At 61.8% G+C, this 16,634-nt stretch carries 11 protein-coding genes; 9 read left to right on the forward strand and 2 right to left on the reverse strand.

Translation table 11 applies throughout. The features are described 5' to 3' along the window. Nucleotides 1–282 precede the first annotated feature (282 nt). Nucleotides 283–882: a 50S ribosomal protein L10 gene (gene rplJ / locus MUN23_RS15365; protein ID WP_248759570.1), complete on the forward strand. Its 600-nt coding sequence runs from the start codon at nucleotides 283–285 to the stop codon at nucleotides 880–882. A gap of 80 nt (nucleotides 883–962) precedes the next feature. After that, nucleotides 963–1,340 carry a 50S ribosomal protein L7/L12 gene (rplL, locus tag MUN23_RS15370; protein WP_160673147.1) on the forward strand — a complete coding sequence of 126 codons (378 nt, stop codon included), beginning with the start codon at nucleotides 963–965 and terminating at the stop codon, nucleotides 1,338–1,340. Nucleotides 1,341–1,474: 134 nt separating this feature from the next. On the opposite strand, the gene MUN23_RS15375 is transcribed toward rplL, so the two are convergent. Continuing rightward, entirely contained in the window at nucleotides 1,475–1,972 is a 498-nt protein-coding gene (locus tag MUN23_RS15375) for an aminoacyl-tRNA deacylase (RefSeq protein ID WP_248759571.1), read from the reverse strand. A gap of 16 nt (nucleotides 1,973–1,988) precedes the next feature. Beyond that, nucleotides 1,989–3,188 (reverse strand): acetyl-CoA C-acetyltransferase, encoded by a 1,200-nt coding sequence (locus tag MUN23_RS15380; RefSeq protein WP_248759572.1) that lies wholly within the window; start codon nucleotides 3,186–3,188, stop codon nucleotides 1,989–1,991. A 224-nt stretch (nucleotides 3,189–3,412) separates the two neighbouring features. On the opposite strand from MUN23_RS15380, the gene MUN23_RS15385 reads away from it, so the two are divergent. The 7 genes from MUN23_RS15385 (at nucleotide 3,413) to tuf (ending at nucleotide 16,533) form a co-directional block, all read left to right on the forward strand. Continuing rightward, the gene (locus MUN23_RS15385) at nucleotides 3,413–3,883 is read left to right on the forward strand and encodes a hypothetical protein (protein ID WP_248759573.1); all 471 of its coding nucleotides are present in this window, start codon (nucleotides 3,413–3,415) and stop codon (nucleotides 3,881–3,883) included. Nucleotides 3,884–4,179: 296 nt separating this feature from the next. Continuing rightward, on the forward strand, nucleotides 4,180–7,689 hold the full coding sequence (gene rpoB, locus MUN23_RS15390) for a DNA-directed RNA polymerase subunit beta (protein ID WP_058931713.1): 3,510 nt from the start codon (nucleotides 4,180–4,182) through the stop codon (nucleotides 7,687–7,689). 146 nt (nucleotides 7,690–7,835) lie between these two features. Continuing rightward, nucleotides 7,836–11,735, forward strand: a complete 3,900-nt coding sequence (locus MUN23_RS15395; RefSeq protein WP_104062633.1) for a DNA-directed RNA polymerase subunit beta' — start codon at nucleotides 7,836–7,838, stop codon at nucleotides 11,733–11,735. A 332-nt stretch (nucleotides 11,736–12,067) separates the two neighbouring features. Next, on the forward strand, nucleotides 12,068–12,442 hold the full coding sequence (gene rpsL / locus MUN23_RS15400; protein WP_011692814.1) for a 30S ribosomal protein S12: 375 nt from the start codon (nucleotides 12,068–12,070) through the stop codon (nucleotides 12,440–12,442). A gap of 1 nt (nucleotide 12,443) precedes the next feature. After that, nucleotides 12,444–12,914: a 30S ribosomal protein S7 gene (gene rpsG / locus MUN23_RS15405; RefSeq protein WP_011692813.1), complete on the forward strand. Its 471-nt coding sequence runs from the start codon at nucleotides 12,444–12,446 to the stop codon at nucleotides 12,912–12,914. 69 nt (nucleotides 12,915–12,983) lie between these two features. Continuing rightward, nucleotides 12,984–15,098, forward strand: coding sequence for an elongation factor G (gene fusA / locus MUN23_RS15410; RefSeq protein WP_058931715.1), 2,115 nt, complete (start codon nucleotides 12,984–12,986; stop codon nucleotides 15,096–15,098). A 244-nt stretch (nucleotides 15,099–15,342) separates the two neighbouring features. Next, nucleotides 15,343–16,533: an elongation factor Tu gene (tuf, locus tag MUN23_RS15415; RefSeq protein WP_056344396.1), complete on the forward strand. Its 1,191-nt coding sequence runs from the start codon at nucleotides 15,343–15,345 to the stop codon at nucleotides 16,531–16,533. The last annotated feature ends 101 nt before the right edge of the window (nucleotides 16,534–16,634 follow it).

The following is a 16,634-nucleotide window of genomic DNA, read 5'->3' on the forward strand; positions in this document are numbered from 1 at the left end:
TCCGGCAGCCCGTCCCGTAAGCTTGAACTACCAAAGACCGTCGGTTGTTGGAAATCCATTCTCCTGAACGCAGCTCAACTCTGCAGTTGCGTGCGGGAGGTCAAATGTATTTCTGGACGAAGGACCCTGAACATAGGGCGGCCGGCGCAGGTGAACGAAGCAACGCTCCACGGTGAATGCCGTGTTGAGCCAAGCCCCGTGCATCTGCGCGGGGCGTTTTTTAGTTTTAGCTCATCTGAGCGGGGACCGTCGCATACCGGCACTATCCCCGGAAGGAGGGTTATGGCAACGCCTACAAAGGTTTCAGCAGTAGCTGAGATCACTAACGATTTCAAGGAATCGAACGCCGCTGTCCTGACCGAATACCGCGGGCTCACCGTTGCACAGCTCAAGCAGCTGCGTGTTTCTCTCGGCCAGGACACCAAGTTCTCGGTCGTCAAGAACACCCTGACCGCCATTGCAGCCAAGGAAGCTGGTGTCGAAGCATTCAACGACCAGCTCTCCGGCCCTACTGCAATCGCGTTCATCAAGGGTGACGCAGTTGCCGCTGCCAAGAGCCTGACGGATTTTGCCAAGGCCAACAAGCAGCTGGTCATCAAGACCGGTTACTTCGAGGGCAAGGCACTGAACGCGAGCGAAGTCGCTGCCCTGGCAGCACTCGAGTCCCGCGAGCTGCAGCTCGCCAAGGTTGCAGGCATCCTCAAGGCTCCTGCTGCCGCCGCTGCGCGCACGATTGACGCGCTGCGCCTCAAGCTTGAAGAAGAGAACGGTGCACCGGCAGCTGCCGAGGCTCCCGCCGCTGAAGAAGCTCCGGCCGCAGACGAAGCCCCCGAAGCAGCTGCAGAGGCTCCCGCCGATGCACCCGCTGCCGAAGAGAACTAGTTTCTCTTCACCCACCAGACTCCGGTGTGAAGGCAATGGCCCAGGCCGCCAAGCACCACCTATAGGAAGGACGCCACACCATGGCGAAGCTCACCAACGAAGAGCTCATTGAAGCTTTCAAGGAACTGACCATCATCGAGCTCTCCGAGTTTGTCAAGCTCTTCGAAGAGACCTTCGAAGTTACTGCAGCTGCAGTTGCTGTTGCTGGCCCCGCCGGTGGCGGCGCCGCTGAAGAAGCTGAAGAGCAGACCGAATTCGACGTTATCCTCGAGCACGCTGGCGAGAAGAAGATCGCAGTGATCAAGGAAGTTCGCGCCATCACTTCCCTGGGTCTCAAGGAAGCTAAGGACGTTGTTGACAGCGCTCCGAAGGCTGTTCTCGAAGGCGTCACCAAGGAAGCTGCCGAAAAGGCAGTGGAGCAGCTCCAGGCTGCCGGCGCAACCGTTACCCTCAAGTAACTCACGCCGCTTCACGGAAAACCCCGTCCACTTCGGTGGGCGGGGTTTTCCTGCATTTAACCCAAGTAGGTCGCACTAACTGTCGCTATGAGCGCTCATAACGACAGTTAGTGCGACCTACTTGCGTGTGGTGCCTAGTTTGGTTCGGAGATATCGGCGACGACGGCGCCCAGTGCTGCGGTGAGCGCGTCGGCGTCCACAAACGCGCTGTAGCCGTGTTCGCCGGCGCCCATGGAGATCCGGCGGCCGGCAATGGTGGCGTCCGCGTACACCGGCCACGCGGTGGTGCTGCCGAGCGGGGTGATGGTTCCACGTTCGTAGCCGGTCGCACCAAGCGCCACGTCCGCGGGCGGCAACGAGAGTTTGTTGACGCCCACCAGGGTCCGCAGTTTTGGCCAGGAGATCTGCCGGTCGCCCGGAATCAGCGCGAACAGGAACGTCCCGTCCTTGTGCTTGACCACCAGGGACTTCACGATGTCCGCGGGCGTGATGCCCAGAATCCCGGCAGCCTCCTCGAGGCTCCGCGCGGCCAGCCGCTCCACCAGCTGCACGTCCAAGCCGCGCGTGGCGGCGTCAGCAAGGAAGCGCTGACGTCCGACGGCGGCGCTTCCGTCGCCCGCCTGTCCCGCCATCAGTCCCTGCCCGCCATCAGTCGCGGTACAGCAGGAGCGCTTCGCCCTGACCGCCGCCGCCGCACAGGGAGACCGCGGCCTTGCCGCTGCCCCGCCGTTTGAGTTCATGGGCCGCATGCAGCGCCAACCGCGCACCGGACGCCCCGATCGGGTGGCCCAGGGCAATGGCGCCGCCGTGGATGTTGCACTTCTCCAGGGGGTAGTCCAGGTCCTTCAGCGACTGCACCGCGACCGAACCGAACGCTTCGTTAATTTCGATGAAGTCCAGGTCTGCGGTGCTCCATTCCGCCCGCTGCAGTGCGTTCATGATGGCGTGGGACGGCTGCGAATGCAGGGAATTGTCCGGACCGGCAACCTGTCCGGGCTTTCCCACCACAGCCAGGTATTCCAGGCCGTTCTCCTCCGCGAACCGGCGCGATGTCAGCACGAGTGCGGAGGCGCCGTCGGACAGGGGAGAGGAGTTGCCGGCGGTGATGGTTCCGTCGCTGACAAAAGCTGCCCGGAGCCCGGCCAAGGACTCGATGGACGTGTTGGGCCGTACCCCTTCATCGGTGGAGACAACGATGGGATCTCCCTTGCGCTGCTTGACGCTGATGGGCGCGATCTCGTCGTCGAAGACGCCGTTCTTCGCCGCCAGCGCCGCACGCTGGTGCGAGTGGGCGGCCACGTTGTCCTGCGAAGTCCGGTCAATGCCGAGAGCCAGGTTCTTGGTCTCGGTGGACAGGCCCATGGACTGGCCGTCGAACGCATCCGTGAGGCCGTCGTGCGCCGCAACATCCAGCGCCTGGATGGCGCCATAGGTCCAGCCCTGGCGCGAACCCGGCAGCAGGTGGGGCGCACGGGTCATGGATTCCTGGCCGCCGGCCACCACCACGGTGGCGTCGCCGCTGCGGATCATCCTGGCGGCGTCGATCACCGCGGTCAGCCCGGACAGGCACACCTTGTTGATGGTGACCGTGGGAACGTTCCAGCCGATTCCCGCTCCGATGGCGCTCTGGCGTGCGGGGTTCTGTCCGGCGCCGGCCTGCAGTACCTGGCCCATGATGACGGCGTCCACCTGGCCGGCGTCCACGCCGCTCGCTGCAATCGCGGACCTGATCGCGTGCGCTCCCAGTTCGACGGCGGTGAAGCTCGCCAGTTGCCCGTTGAGCCGGCCCTGCGGGGTGCGTGCACCGGCCAGGATGACCACGTCAGTGTTGTCGTTGGAGTTGCCCATTGTGATCTCTTCCGCTCTGAATCGATGTACTTCCAAGGCTACCGTGAGGCATGTCACCTATTTATCCAAACGCCGCAGGGGTGCCGATGATTCCAACCGTGCCGGCCGTGGCCACCAGGGGAGAACTACCCATCCGCCGGTTGTGTGCGAGGTCGCGGTGGTGCGTAGGGTGGACGGCGAAGACGAAAGCAACAGAGCAACGCTAAACAGGGAGCAGCAGCATCTTGAAGAAAATCCTCGCCGCAGCAGCCATGGCCAGCCTCGCCGGACTCACCGCCTGCAGCGTTGCCACTCCTGCGCCGGACAGCACTTCATCCACAGCGGCCCCCACTGCGTCCACGTCCGCACCGTCCACCGCGTCGCCGTCGCGCTCTTCCAGTCCGTCAGCAGCGCCCCAGGCCGGAGGTGTTAAGGGAGCCTGCGAGACGTTCAACTCGCTCTACGCCGACTACAAGGCCATCCAGGACGATTCCAACGCCTACGAGGACATCTACTTTGCCGCGCAGGACGCCAAGGACACGGTGTCGGGGAACCTGGAGGGACTGTTTACTTCGCTCAGCGTTCTCGCGCTTGACCACTCCGCGGCCGCGAAAAAGGGCGGCGAGCCGGAGCAGGCTTCCAAGGATGGCGTGCGTGATGCTGTCTTCGCAAACGCCCAGGCCTGCACGGCTGAGGACGTTACGCTCCGGCTCTGATGCCGCTTCCGGCATCAAAAAATCAGTGCTTGCAATAAGTCCGGTTGTGGGGTAGACACGTAATTGGTTTTGCCGTATCGTAGATATTTGCGTCTTCCCTGTTTACCTTCAGCCTTCATATAGCGGTGGGCTTTGCCTGGCAGCTGACCATCAACGTGCCGTCAACAACGTCATTGTATGGAAAGCCCCGGCCCGGGTCATATAGCGGAACCGGATGGTAGCACTGCGGAGTCATTCCGCAGGGTGCACAGCGGGGGAGATCTGAAAACGCCTGAAGGTCTGTGGAAGGATCCCTCTTGGTCGCCTCGAGCACCTCTAATAACGAAACCGCTAACACCGCCGACAGCACTGATGGTGCCACTCGCCGGCTCTCATTCGCAAAGATTCACGAACCGCTGGACGTTCCGAATCTCCTTGCCCTGCAGACGGACAGCTTCGACTGGCTGGTCGGAAACGAACGCTGGCAGGCGCGCGTAGCGAAGGCCGTCGAAGAAAACGATCTCAGCGTCGCCACCTCGTCCGGACTGTCGGACATCTTTGAAGAGATCTCCCCGATCGAGGACTTCCAGGGCACCATGTCCCTGAGCTTCTCCGATCCGGAGTTCGCTGACCCGAAGTACACCATGGCCGAGTGCAAGGACCGGGACGCAACGTACTCGGCGCCGCTGTACGTCAAGGCCGAGTTCATGAACAACAACACGGGCGAAATCAAGCAGCAGACCGTGTTCATGGGCGACTTCCCCCTCATGACGGAGAAGGGCACCTTCGTCGTCAACGGCACCGAGCGTGTGGTCGTCTCCCAGCTGGTCCGTTCACCGGGCGCCTACTTTGAGCGCACCGCCGACAAGACCAGTGACAAGGACATCTTCACTGCCAAGATCATCCCGTCCCGCGGTGCATGGTTTGAACTCGAGATCGACAAGCGCGACCAGGTCGGCGTTCGCCTCGACCGCAAGCGCAAGCAGTCCGTCACCGTTCTGCTGAAGGCCCTCGGCTGGACCGAAGGCCAGATCCTCGAAGAGTTCGGCCAGTACGACTCCATGCGCGCAACGCTGGAGAAGGACGCCACCGAGACCCGCGAAGACGCGTTGCTGGACATCTACCGGAAGCTGCGACCGGGCGAGCCGCCCACAGTCGAGGCTGCCCAGTCCCTCCTGGACAACCTGTACTTCAACTCCAAGCGCTACGATCTGGCCAAGGTTGGCCGATACAAGATCAACCGCAAGCTTGGCATCGACCGCTCCCTTGGCGACAAGGAAGCTTCGGTCCTGCACGTTGAAGACATCGTGGCCATGATCAAGTTCCTGGTTGCCCTGCACGCCGGCGAGAAGACCCTCACGGGCAAGCGCGACGGCCAGGACCACGAGCTGCGCGTTGAGATCGATGACATCGACCACTTCGGCAACCGTCGTATCCGCGCCGTCGGCGAGCTCATCGAGAACCAGGTCCGCACCGGCCTGTCCCGTATGGAGCGCGTTGTCCGCGAGCGGATGACCACCCAGGACGTCGAGGCCATCACGCCGCAGACACTGATCAACATCCGCCCTGTCGTTGCAGCCATCAAGGAGTTCTTCGGAACTTCCCAGCTGTCGCAGTTCATGGACCAGAACAACCCGCTGTCGGGTCTGACCCACAAGCGCCGTCTGTCCGCGCTTGGCCCGGGTGGTCTGTCCCGTGACCGCGCAGGCATGGAAGTTCGAGACGTTCACCCGTCCCACTACGGACGTATGTGCCCCATCGAAACCCCTGAAGGCCCGAACATTGGTCTGATCGGTTCGCTGGCATCCTACGGCCGCATCAACCCGTTCGGCTTCATCGAGACTCCTTACCGTCTCGTCGCTGAAGGCGTTGTCTCCGATGAAGTCCAGTACCTCACGGCCGACGACGAGGCAGAGGTCCTGATCGCACAGGCCAACGCTCCGCTGGATGAGAACAAGAAGTTCGCCGAAGAGACCGTCCTGGTCCGCGCCCGTGGTGGTGGAGGCGAGCCTGTGCTCGTTCCCGCCGGCGAGGTCGAGTTCATGGACGTTTCCCCGCGCCAGATGGTGTCCGTGGCTACGGCCCTGATCCCGTTCCTCGAGCATGACGATGCTAACCGCGCACTCATGGGTGCCAACATGCAGCGCCAGGCCGTGCCGCTGGTCCGTTCCGAGGCCCCGTTCGTGGGTACCGGCATGGAGCGCGCCGCAGCCGTCGACGCCGGTGATGTCACCATTGCGAAGAAGGCCGGTGTGGTTACCGAGGTCTCCGCTGAGCTCGTCATCATGCTCAACGACGACGGTACGGAAACTAACTACCGCATCAACAAGTTCGCACGCTCCAACCAGGGCAACTGCTACAACAACCGTGTCCTGGTGAACGAAGGCCAGCGCCTCGAGGTCGGCGGCATCATCGCCGACGGTCCGGCAACGGACCAGGGCGAACTCGCCCTCGGTAAGAACCTGCTCGTGGCATTCATGTCATGGGAAGGCCACAACTTCGAGGACGCCATCATCCTCTCGCAGCGCATTGTTGCCGAGGACGTCCTTTCCTCCATCCACATCGAGGAGCACGAGATCGATGCCCGCGACACCAAGCTTGGTGCCGAGGAAATCACCCGTGACATCCCCAACGTGTCCGAGGAAGTCCTGGCAGGCCTGGACGAGCGCGGCATCATCCACATCGGTGCCGAAGTTGAAGCCGGCGACATCCTGGTCGGAAAGGTCACCCCGAAGGGTGAAACCGAGCTGACCCCGGAAGAGCGCCTGCTGCGCGCCATCTTCGGTGAGAAGTCCCGCGAAGTGCGCGACACCTCTTTGAAGGTTCCGCACGGCGAGTCCGGCACCGTCATCGGCGTCCGAGTCTTTGACCGCGACAACGACGACGAACTGCCCCCGGGCGTGAACCAGCTGGTGCGTGTCTACGTGGCCGCCAAGCGCAAGATCACCGACGGCGACAAGCTCGCCGGCCGTCACGGCAACAAGGGTGTTATCTCCAAGATCCTCCCGATCGAGGACATGCCCTTCCTTGCCGACGGTACCCCCGTTGATATCGTCCTGAACCCGCTGGGTGTTCCGGGCCGTATGAACGTCGGCCAGGTGCTGGAAACGCACCTCGGCTGGGTTGCCAAGACCGGTTGGAAGATCGAAGGCGAGCCCGAGTGGATGAAGCAGCTGCCGAACCTGCCGCGCGAGAGTGGCCAGACCACTGTTGCAACGCCGGTGTTCGACGGCGCCCGTGAAGAGGAAATCACGGGTCTGCTCGACTCCACCAACGTCACCCGCGACGGCGACCGCCTGATCAACTCCTCAGGCAAGACCCGCCTCTTCGACGGCCGCTCCGGCGAGCCGTTCCCGGATCCGATCTCGGTCGGCTACATGTACATCCTGAAGCTCCACCACCTGGTGGACGACAAGATCCACGCCCGTTCCACTGGCCCGTACTCCATGATCACGCAGCAGCCGCTGGGTGGTAAGGCACAGTTCGGTGGCCAGCGCTTCGGTGAGATGGAAGTGTGGGCGCTGGAAGCTTATGGCGCCGCGTACACGCTCCAGGAACTCCTCACCATCAAGTCGGATGATATCCACGGTCGTGTCAAGGTCTACGAAGCAATCGTCAAGGGCGAGAACATCCCCGAGCCGGGCGTTCCTGAGTCCTTCAAGGTCTTGATCAAGGAAATGCAGTCGCTGTGCCTGAACGTGGAAGTACTCTCCACGGACGGAACCACAATTGAAATGCGTGACTCTGATGACGCAGTCTTCACGGCTGCGGAAGAACTGGGCATCGATCTGTCTCGTGCAGAGCCCAGTTCCGTAGAAGAGGTTTAGCAGGGGACTTACGACGGCGGGTTCGCACCCGCCGTCGTAAGTCACCTCCCTCTTCCCGTAACCGGGGCAACCGGTGGTCGAGCTTGTCGAGACCCAGGTGCCCTCAAGACTTCAGAATTTAGAGAACAAGAGAGAACAGGGACCATATGTCCAGCGAATCCTCCTTCGGCCTCATGCAGATCGGCCTCGCCACCGCGGATGACATCCGTGGCTGGTCTTACGGCGAGGTTAAGAAGCCGGAAACCATCAACTACCGCACGCTCAAGCCCGAGAAGGACGGCCTCTTCTGCGAGAAGATCTTCGGCCCTTCCCGTGACTGGGAATGCTACTGCGGTAAGTACAAGCGTGTGCGCTTCAAGGGCATCATTTGCGAGCGGTGTGGCGTTGAAGTCACCCGTGCGAAGGTCCGCCGTGAGCGCATGGGCCACATCGAGCTCGCCGCCCCGGTCACGCACATCTGGTACTTCAAGGGTGTTCCGTCCCGCCTGGGCTACCTCCTTGACCTGGCACCGAAGGACCTCGAAAAGGTCATCTACTTCGCTGCCTACATGATCACCAGCGTCGACGCCGACAGCCGCCACGAGGAACTGCCCAACCTGCAGGTTGAGCACGACATCGAGAAGAAGCAGCTGATCGACAACCGCGACTCCGACATCGCCACGATCGCCCGTGACCTCGAAAACGAGATCGCGCGCCTCGAAGGTGAAGGTGCCAAGGCTGCCGACAAGAAGAAGGCCCGCGACTCCGCGGACCGTCAGATGGCCAACGTGCGTAAGCGTGCCGACGCCGAGATCGAGCGCCTCGAGCAGGTCTGGGACCGTTTCAAGAACCTGAAGGTCGCAGACCTCGAAGGCGACGAAGGCCTCTACCGCGAGCTGCGCGACCGCTACGGCATGTACTTCGAAGGCTCCATGGGTGCCGAAGCGATCAAGAAGCGTCTTGAGAACTTCGACATGCAGGCCGAGTCTGACCTGCTGCGCGACATCATTGCCAACGGCAAGGGCCAGCGTAAGACCCGCGCCCTGAAGCGCCTGAAGGTGGTCAACGCGTTCCTGACCACCAACAACAGCCCGCTCGGCATGGTGCTGGACGCTGTCCCGGTGATCCCGCCGGAACTGCGCCCGATGGTCCAGCTGGACGGTGGCCGCTTCGCGACCTCCGACCTCAACGACCTCTACCGTCGTGTGATCAACCGCAACAACCGCCTCAAGCGCCTGCTTGACCTCGGTGCCCCGGAGATCATCGTCAACAACGAGAAGCGCATGCTTCAGGAAGCTGTTGACAGCCTCTTCGACAACGGCCGTCGCGGCCGTCCGGTCACCGGTCCTGGCAACCGTCCGCTGAAGTCCCTGAGCGACATGCTCAAGGGCAAGCAGGGCCGTTTCCGCCAGAACCTCCTCGGCAAGCGCGTTGACTACTCCGGCCGTTCGGTCATCGTCGTCGGCCCGCAGCTGAAGCTGCACCAGTGTGGTCTGCCCAAGCAGATGGCACTGGAGCTCTTCAAGCCGTTCGTGATGAAGCGCCTGGTTGACCTCAACCACGCACAGAACATCAAGTCGGCCAAGCGCATGGTTGAGCGTTACCGTCCGCAGGTCTGGGACGTGCTGGAAGAGATCATCACCGAACACCCGGTGCTGCTCAACCGTGCACCTACCCTGCACCGCCTTGGCATCCAGGCGTTCGAACCGCAGCTTGTTGAAGGTAAGGCAATCCAGCTCCACCCGCTGGTTTGTGGCGCCTTCAACGCTGACTTCGACGGCGACCAGATGGCAGTCCACCTGCCGCTGAGCCCCGAGGCCCAGGCTGAGGCGCGCATCCTGATGCTGTCCTCGAACAACATCCTGAAGCCGTCCGACGGCCGTCCGGTCACCCTGCCTTCGCAGGATATGATCATCGGTCTTTACCACCTGACCACCAAGCGTGTCGGTTCAGCTGGCGAAGGCCGCGTCTTCTCCTCGGTTGCCGAAGCCATCATGGCCTACGACCTCCGCGAGCTGCACCTGAACTCGCAGGTCCGGATCCGTCTCGAAGGCTTCGTTCCGTACGCCGGCTGGGAAGCTCCGGAAGGCTGGGAAGCCGGCCAGCCGGTAATCGTCCAGACCTCCCTGGGGCAGGTCATCTTCAACCAGACGCTGCCGGCGGATTACCCGTGGGTTGAGAACGTTGCGGACAAGGGCGAACTGTCCACGATCGTCAACGATCTCGCCGAGCGCTACCCGAAGGTGGTCACGGCGGCAACGCTGGACAACCTGAAGGACGCCGGTTTCTACTGGGCCACCCGCTCGGGCGTTACCGTCGCCATCTCGGACATCGAGGTACCCAAGGACAAGCCGCGGATCCTCGCCGGCTACGAAACCATGGCTGCCAAGATCCAGGGCCAGTACGACAAGGGCCTGATCGACGACGACGAGCGTCGCCAGGAACTGATCGAGATCTGGAACAAGGCAACCAACGAGATCGCCCAGGTTATGCGTGACAACCTGTCGCCGATGAACACCATCAACCGCATGGTGTCCTCCGGTGCACGTGGTAACTGGATGCAGGTCCGTCAGATCGCGGGTATCCGTGGCCTGGTGGCCAACCCTAAGGGTGAAATCATCCCGCGTCCCATCAAGTCCTCGTACCGCGAGGGCCTGTCGGTGCTGGAATACTTCATCGCCACGCACGGTGCCCGTAAGGGTCTGGCTGACACCGCGCTGCGTACCGCCAACTCGGGTTACCTGACCCGTCGTCTGGTGGACGTGTCGCAGGACGTCATCGTCCGCGAAGAGGACTGCGGCACCGAGCGCGGCCTGGTCACGGCAATCGCCGTGCCGGACGCCAACGGCGAGCTGGTCCTGGACGAGAACGTCGAGAACAGCGCCTACGCCCGTACGCTCGCTGTTGATGTTGTGGACTCCAAGGGCAATGTCCTTGCGGCCGGCGGCACCGACTGCGGCGACGTCGTTATCGCTGAGCTGTTCGCAGCCGGCATCACTGAGGTCAAGGTCCGCTCCGTACTCACCTGTGAGTCCAGCGTCGGCACCTGCGCCCTGTGCTACGGCCGTTCACTGGCCACCGGCAAGACCGTGGACATCGGCGAGGCCGTCGGCATCATCGCCGCACAGTCCATCGGTGAGCCCGGTACCCAGCTGACCATGCGTACGTTCCACACCGGTGGTGCTGTTTCCGCCAGCGGTGGCGACGACATCACCCAGGGTCTGCCCCGTATCCAGGAGCTCTTCGAAGCCCGTACTCCGAAGGGTGTCGCACCGATTGCTGAAGCAGCCGGCCGCATCGCCATCGAAGAGTCCGAGCGTCAGATGCGCCTGGTCATCACTCCGGATGACGGCTCTGAAGAGATCGCCTACCCGGTACTGCGCCGTTCACGCCTCCTCATTGAGGATGGCGAGCACGTCACAGTGGGCCAGAAGCTCATCAACGGTCCGGTGGATCCCAAGCAGGTTTTGCGCATCATGGGTCCCCGTGCCGCGCAGAAGTTCCTGGTGGACGAGGTCCAGGGCGTGTACCGCAGCCAGGGCATCGGTATCCACGACAAGCACGTCGAGGTTATCGTTCGCCAGATGCTGCGCCGCGTCACGGTCATCGAGTCCGGCGAATCGGATCTGCTCCCCGGCGAGCTCGCCGAGCGCAGCCGCTTCGAGGAGGCCAACCGCCGCGTTGTGTCCGAGGGCAAGACTCCGGCTTCCGGACGTCCTGAACTCATGGGCATCACGAAGGCGTCCCTGGCCACCGAGTCCTGGCTGTCGGCAGCTTCCTTCCAGGAGACCACCCGCGTCCTGACGCAGGCGGCCATGGAAGGCAAGAGCGACCCGCTGCTCGGCCTCAAGGAGAACGTCATCATCGGTAAGCTGATCCCGGCAGGCACGGGTCTCCCGCGCTACACCGAGGTCACCGTGGAGCCCACTGAGGAAGCGAAGGCCAACCTGTTCACCGGCCCCAGCGCATTCAGTGACTTCTCGTACGACTCCCTGGGCGGCGACGGAGCTCCTGAGTTCCACGCCATCCCGCTGGATGACTACGATCTCGGCAACGATTTCCGCTAGTCGATTGCACTGAAAGGCCCCGCTTCCACTCTGTGGAGGCGGGGCCTTTCGTCTACCCCCGATTAAGGGCCCGGGTCCAGCCGTGCTAAACTTTGTGTAATTGTTCTGTGTGGCAGTGGATGAAGGCCGCCGCAGCATCATTTTGGTTTTGTTCTCATGATGCTGGGTGGAGCTTGTTTCCGGGTTGCGGGTAAGGTGCGCAACGAATGCCACGCTTTTGCACGCCTACGCAAGTTACCGACAGGCCTCTGCAAGGAGCAACGCCAAAACCATTGTGTTCAGGCTGGCGCCTGAGCGTGAAGGTAGAGATCAAACCAACGGAGAACACGAGAGTGCCTACGATTAACCAGCTGGTCCGCAAGGGCCGCACGCCTAAGGTCAAAAAGACCAAGGCTCCCGCGCTTAACGGCAGCCCGATGCGCCGCGGTGTTTGCACCCGCGTTTACACCACCACCCCCAAGAAGCCGAACTCGGCTCTTCGTAAGGTTGCACGTGTGCGCCTCAACGGTGGCGTTGAAGTTACCGCTTACATCCCCGGTGTAGGCCACAACCTGCAGGAGCACTCCATTGTGCTCGTTCGCGGCGGTCGCGTGAAGGACCTCCCCGGCGTTCGCTACAAGATCGTCCGTGGCGCCCTCGATACCCAGGGTGTGAAGAACCGTAAGCAGGCACGCAGCCGTTACGGCGCAAAGATGGAGAAGAAGTAATATGCCTCGCAAGGGTCCGGCCCCCAAGCGGCCGCTCGTACTAGATCCCGTTTACGGCTCCCCGCTGGTTACCCAGCTGATCAACAAGGTGCTGGTTGACGGTAAGAAGTCCACCGCAGAGCGCATCGTTTACGGTGCCCTCGAGGGCGCCCGCGCCAAGTCCGGCGGCGACCCCGTAGCAGCCCTCAAGAAGGCCATGGAGAACGTCAAGCCTTCCCTTGAGGTCCGCTCACGCCGCGTTGGTGGCGCTACCTACCAGGTTCCGGTTGAGGTCAAGCCGGGCCGCTCCACCGCCCTCGCCCTGCGTTGGCTGGTTGGCTACTCCAAGGCCCGCCGTGAAAAGACCATGACCGAGCGCCTCCAGAACGAAATCCTGGATGCCTCCAACGGTCTCGGTGCCGCTGTCAAGCGTCGCGAAGACACCCACAAGATGGCCGAGTCCAACAAGGCCTTCGCACACTACCGCTGGTAATACTTCCCGGACGCCGCCGGCTCGACTGAGCCGGCGGCGAACGCGTAGTCCATCCGAAAGGGAGACACCGTGGCACAGGACGTGCTTACAGACCTTAGTAAGGTCCGCAACATCGGCATCATGGCCCACATCGATGCTGGCAAGACCACCACCACCGAGCGCATTCTGTTCTACACAGGTGTGAACCACAAGATCGGCGAAACGCACGACGGCGCTTCGACGACTGACTGGATGGAACAGGAAAAGGAACGCGGCATCACCATCACGTCTGCCGCCGTGACCTGCTTCTGGGACAACAACCAGATCAACATCATTGACACCCCCGGCCACGTTGACTTCACCGTCGAGGTTGAGCGCTCACTGCGCGTCCTCGACGGCGCCGTTGCCGTGTTCGATGGTAAAGAAGGTGTCGAGCCCCAGTCTGAGACCGTTTGGCGCCAGGCTGACAAGTACAACGTTCCGCGTATCTGCTTCGTCAACAAGATGGACAAGCTCGGCGCTGACTTCTACTACACGGTAGACACCATCATCAGCCGCCTCGGTGCCAAGCCGCTTGTTATGCAGCTGCCGATCGGTGCCGAGAACGACTTCGTCGGCGTCGTCGACATCCTGGAAATGCGCGCGCTGGTCTGGCCGGGCGACTCCAAGGGTGACGTCACCATGGGTGCCAAGTACGAGGTCCAGGAGATCCCCGCGGATCTGCTGGAGAAGGCCAAGGAATACCGGGCTGCCCTCGTTGAGACGGTTGCTGACGCTACCGAAGAGCTCATGGAGAAGTACCTCGAGGGTGAAGAACTCACCGTCGAGGAGCTCAAGGCCGGCATCCGCAAGATGACGATCAACTCTGAGCTCTACCCGGTCTTCTGTGGCTCCGCGTTCAAGAACCGCGGCGTTCAGCCGATGCTTGACGCCGTCGTTGACTACCTGCCCAACCCGCTCGACGTCCCGCCGATGATCGGTCACGATCCTCGCGACGAAGAGAAGGAACTCACGCGCGCGCCTTCCTCCGAGGAGCCGTTCTCGGCTCTGGCGTTCAAGATTGCCGCGCACCCCTTCTTCGGCCAGCTCACCTTCATCCGCGTGTACTCCGGTCACGTCGAAGCGGGTGCTCAGGTGGTCAACTCCACCAAGGGCAAGAAGGAGCGCATCGGCAAGCTGTTCCAGATGCACGCCAACAAGGAAATGCCCGTTGAGGGCGCTACCGCCGGCCACATCTACGCAGCGATCGGGCTGAAGGACACCACCACGGGTGACACCCTGTGTGACTCCAGCAACCAGATCGTCCTCGAGTCCATGAGCTTCCCGGAGCCCGTGATCTCGGTTGCCATCGAACCGAACACGAAGGGTGACCAGGAGAAGCTCTCACTGGCTATCCAGAAGCTCTCCGCTGAGGACCCGACCTTCCAGGTCTCCCTCAACGAGGACACCGGACAGACCATCATCGCCGGCATGGGCGAGCTCCACCTGGATATCCTGGTGGACCGCATGCGCCGCGAATTCAAGGTCGAGGCCAACGTCGGCAAGCCGCAGGTCGCTTACCGCGAAACCATCAAGAATGTTGTTGCGCGTCACGACTACACGCACAAGAAGCAGACCGGTGGTTCGGGTCAGTTCGCAAAGATCCAGATTGCCATTGGGCCGCTGGACACTTCCGAGGGCGAGCTGTACGAGTTCGAGAACAAGGTCACCGGCGGCCGTATTCCGCGCGAATACATCCCGTCGGTTGACGCCGGTATCCAGGATGCATTGAATGACGGCGTCCTGGCCGGTTACCCGGTTGTTGGCATCAAGGCGACGCTGATTGACGGCGCGTACCACGATGTTGACTCTTCGGAAATGGCGTTCAAGATCGCCGGCCGTATGGCTTTCAAGGAAGCCGCACGCAAGGCGAACCCCATCCTGCTCGAACCGCTGATGGATGTAGAGGTCCGCACCCCTGAGGAATACATGGGTGAAGTAATCGGTGACCTCAACTCCCGCCGTGGCCAGATGCAGTCCATGGAAGATGCACAGGGTGTCAAGGTCATCCGTGCGCACGTCCCGCTGTCCGGCATGTTCGGCTACATCGGTGACCTGCGTTCGAAGACCCAGGGCCGCGCTGTGTACTCCATGACGTTCCACAGCTACGCCGAGGTCCCGAAGGCATTTGCCGACGAGATCATCCAGAAGAACCGCGGCGAGTAGTCTTCCGACTTTCGCAGCAAAACTCGGGTGCGTTTCCGGTTGACGGAAGCTCACCTGGTGCAGGTGGCCGGGTCCGGTCATGCCGGGCCCCGGCCATCTGCACGAACAGGCTCGAGGGACTAGTATTAGTTCCTGAATCTGCAATTTCACCAATCCAAAGCCCCCCAAGTAGACTTGCCTGAGTTTCTGCCGCGATAAGCGCGGTTGAAGGGTAAGTCATTTGAAAACGTTCTAGGAGGAACCTGTGGCAAAGGCAAAGTTCGAGCGGACTAAGCCGCACGTCAACATCGGCACCATTGGTCACGTTGACCACGGTAAGACGACGCTGACTGCCGCCATTTCCAAGGTGCTGTACGACAAGTACCCGACTCTCAACGAGCAGCGCGACTTCGCGTCGATTGACTCTGCTCCGGAAGAGCGCCAGCGTGGTATCACGATCAACATTTCCCACGTTGAGTACCAGACCGAGAAGCGCCACTACGCACACGTAGACGCTCCGGGTCACGCTGACTACATCAAGAACATGATCACCGGTGCTGCACAGATGGACGGTGCAATCCTCGTGGTTGCCGCCACTGACGGCCCGATGGCTCAGACCCGCGAGCACGTTCTGCTTGCCCGCCAGGTTGGCGTTCCCTACCTGCTGGTTGCGCTGAACAAGTCCGACATGGTTGATGACGAAGAGCTGCTGGACCTCGTTGAAATGGAAGTTCGTGAGCTGCTTTCGGCTCAGGGCTTCGATGGCGACGAAGCTCCCGTTGTTCGCGTTTCCGGTCTGAAGGCACTCGAAGGCGACCCCATCTGGGTCAAGTCCGTCGAGGACCTCATGGCAGCCGTTGACGAGTCCGTTCCGGACCCCGTACGTGACCGTGACAAGCCGTTCCTGATGCCGATCGAAGATGTCTTCACGATCACCGGCCGTGGCACCGTTGTAACGGGCCGCGCCGAGCGTGGAACCCTCGCCATCAACTCCGAGGTCGAGATCGTCGGCATCCGCCCGGTCCAGAAGACCACGGTTACCGGTATCGAGATGTTCCACAAGCAGCTCGACGAAGCATGGGCCGGCGAGAACTGTGGCCTCCTGCTCCGCGGTCTGAAGCGCGATGACGTAGAGCGTGGCCAGGTTGTCGTCAAGCCGGGTTCCATCACCCCGCACACCGACTTCGAGGCCAACGTCTACATCCTCTCCAAGGATGAAGGCGGACGCCACAACCCGTTCTACTCGAACTACCGCCCGCAGTTCTACTTCCGCACCACGGACGTAACCGGCGTTATCACCCTGCCGGAAGGCACGGAAATGGTTATGCCTGGCGACAACACTGAGATGACGGTTGCGCTCATCCAGCCCATCGCCATGGAAGAGGGCCTCGGCTTCGCTATCCGCGAAGGCGGCCGCACCGTTGGTTCAGGACGCGTTACCAAGATCATCAAGTAATTTACTTGTTGATTACGGAGCTGATGGCCGTCTGACGGCCTGAGGCAAAGTTTGGAACAGCCCCGCTGCTAGTGCAGCGGGGCTGTTCTTTGCTACAATTA

The organism is Pseudarthrobacter sp. SSS035, from assembly GCF_023273875.1.
GTDB lineage: Bacteria > Actinomycetota > Actinomycetes > Actinomycetales > Micrococcaceae > Arthrobacter.

Bases quoted from the DNA above. Each gene is read 5' to 3' on its own strand.
- rplJ (WP_248759570.1), top strand. From the start codon at position 283: ATGGCAACGCCTACAAAGGTTTCAGCAGTAGCTGAGATCACTAACGAT.
- rplL (WP_160673147.1), top strand. From the start codon at position 963: ATGGCGAAGCTCACCAACGAAGAGCTCATTGAAGCTTTCAAGGAACTG.
- MUN23_RS15375 (WP_248759571.1), bottom strand. From the start codon at position 1,972: ATGGCGGGACAGGCGGGCGACGGAAGCGCCGCCGTCGGACGTCAGCGC.
- MUN23_RS15380 (WP_248759572.1), bottom strand. From the start codon at position 3,188: ATGGGCAACTCCAACGACAACACTGACGTGGTCATCCTGGCCGGTGCA.
- MUN23_RS15395 (WP_104062633.1), top strand. From the start codon at position 7,836: ATGTCCAGCGAATCCTCCTTCGGCCTCATGCAGATCGGCCTCGCCACC.
- rpsG (WP_011692813.1), top strand. From the start codon at position 12,444: ATGCCTCGCAAGGGTCCGGCCCCCAAGCGGCCGCTCGTACTAGATCCC.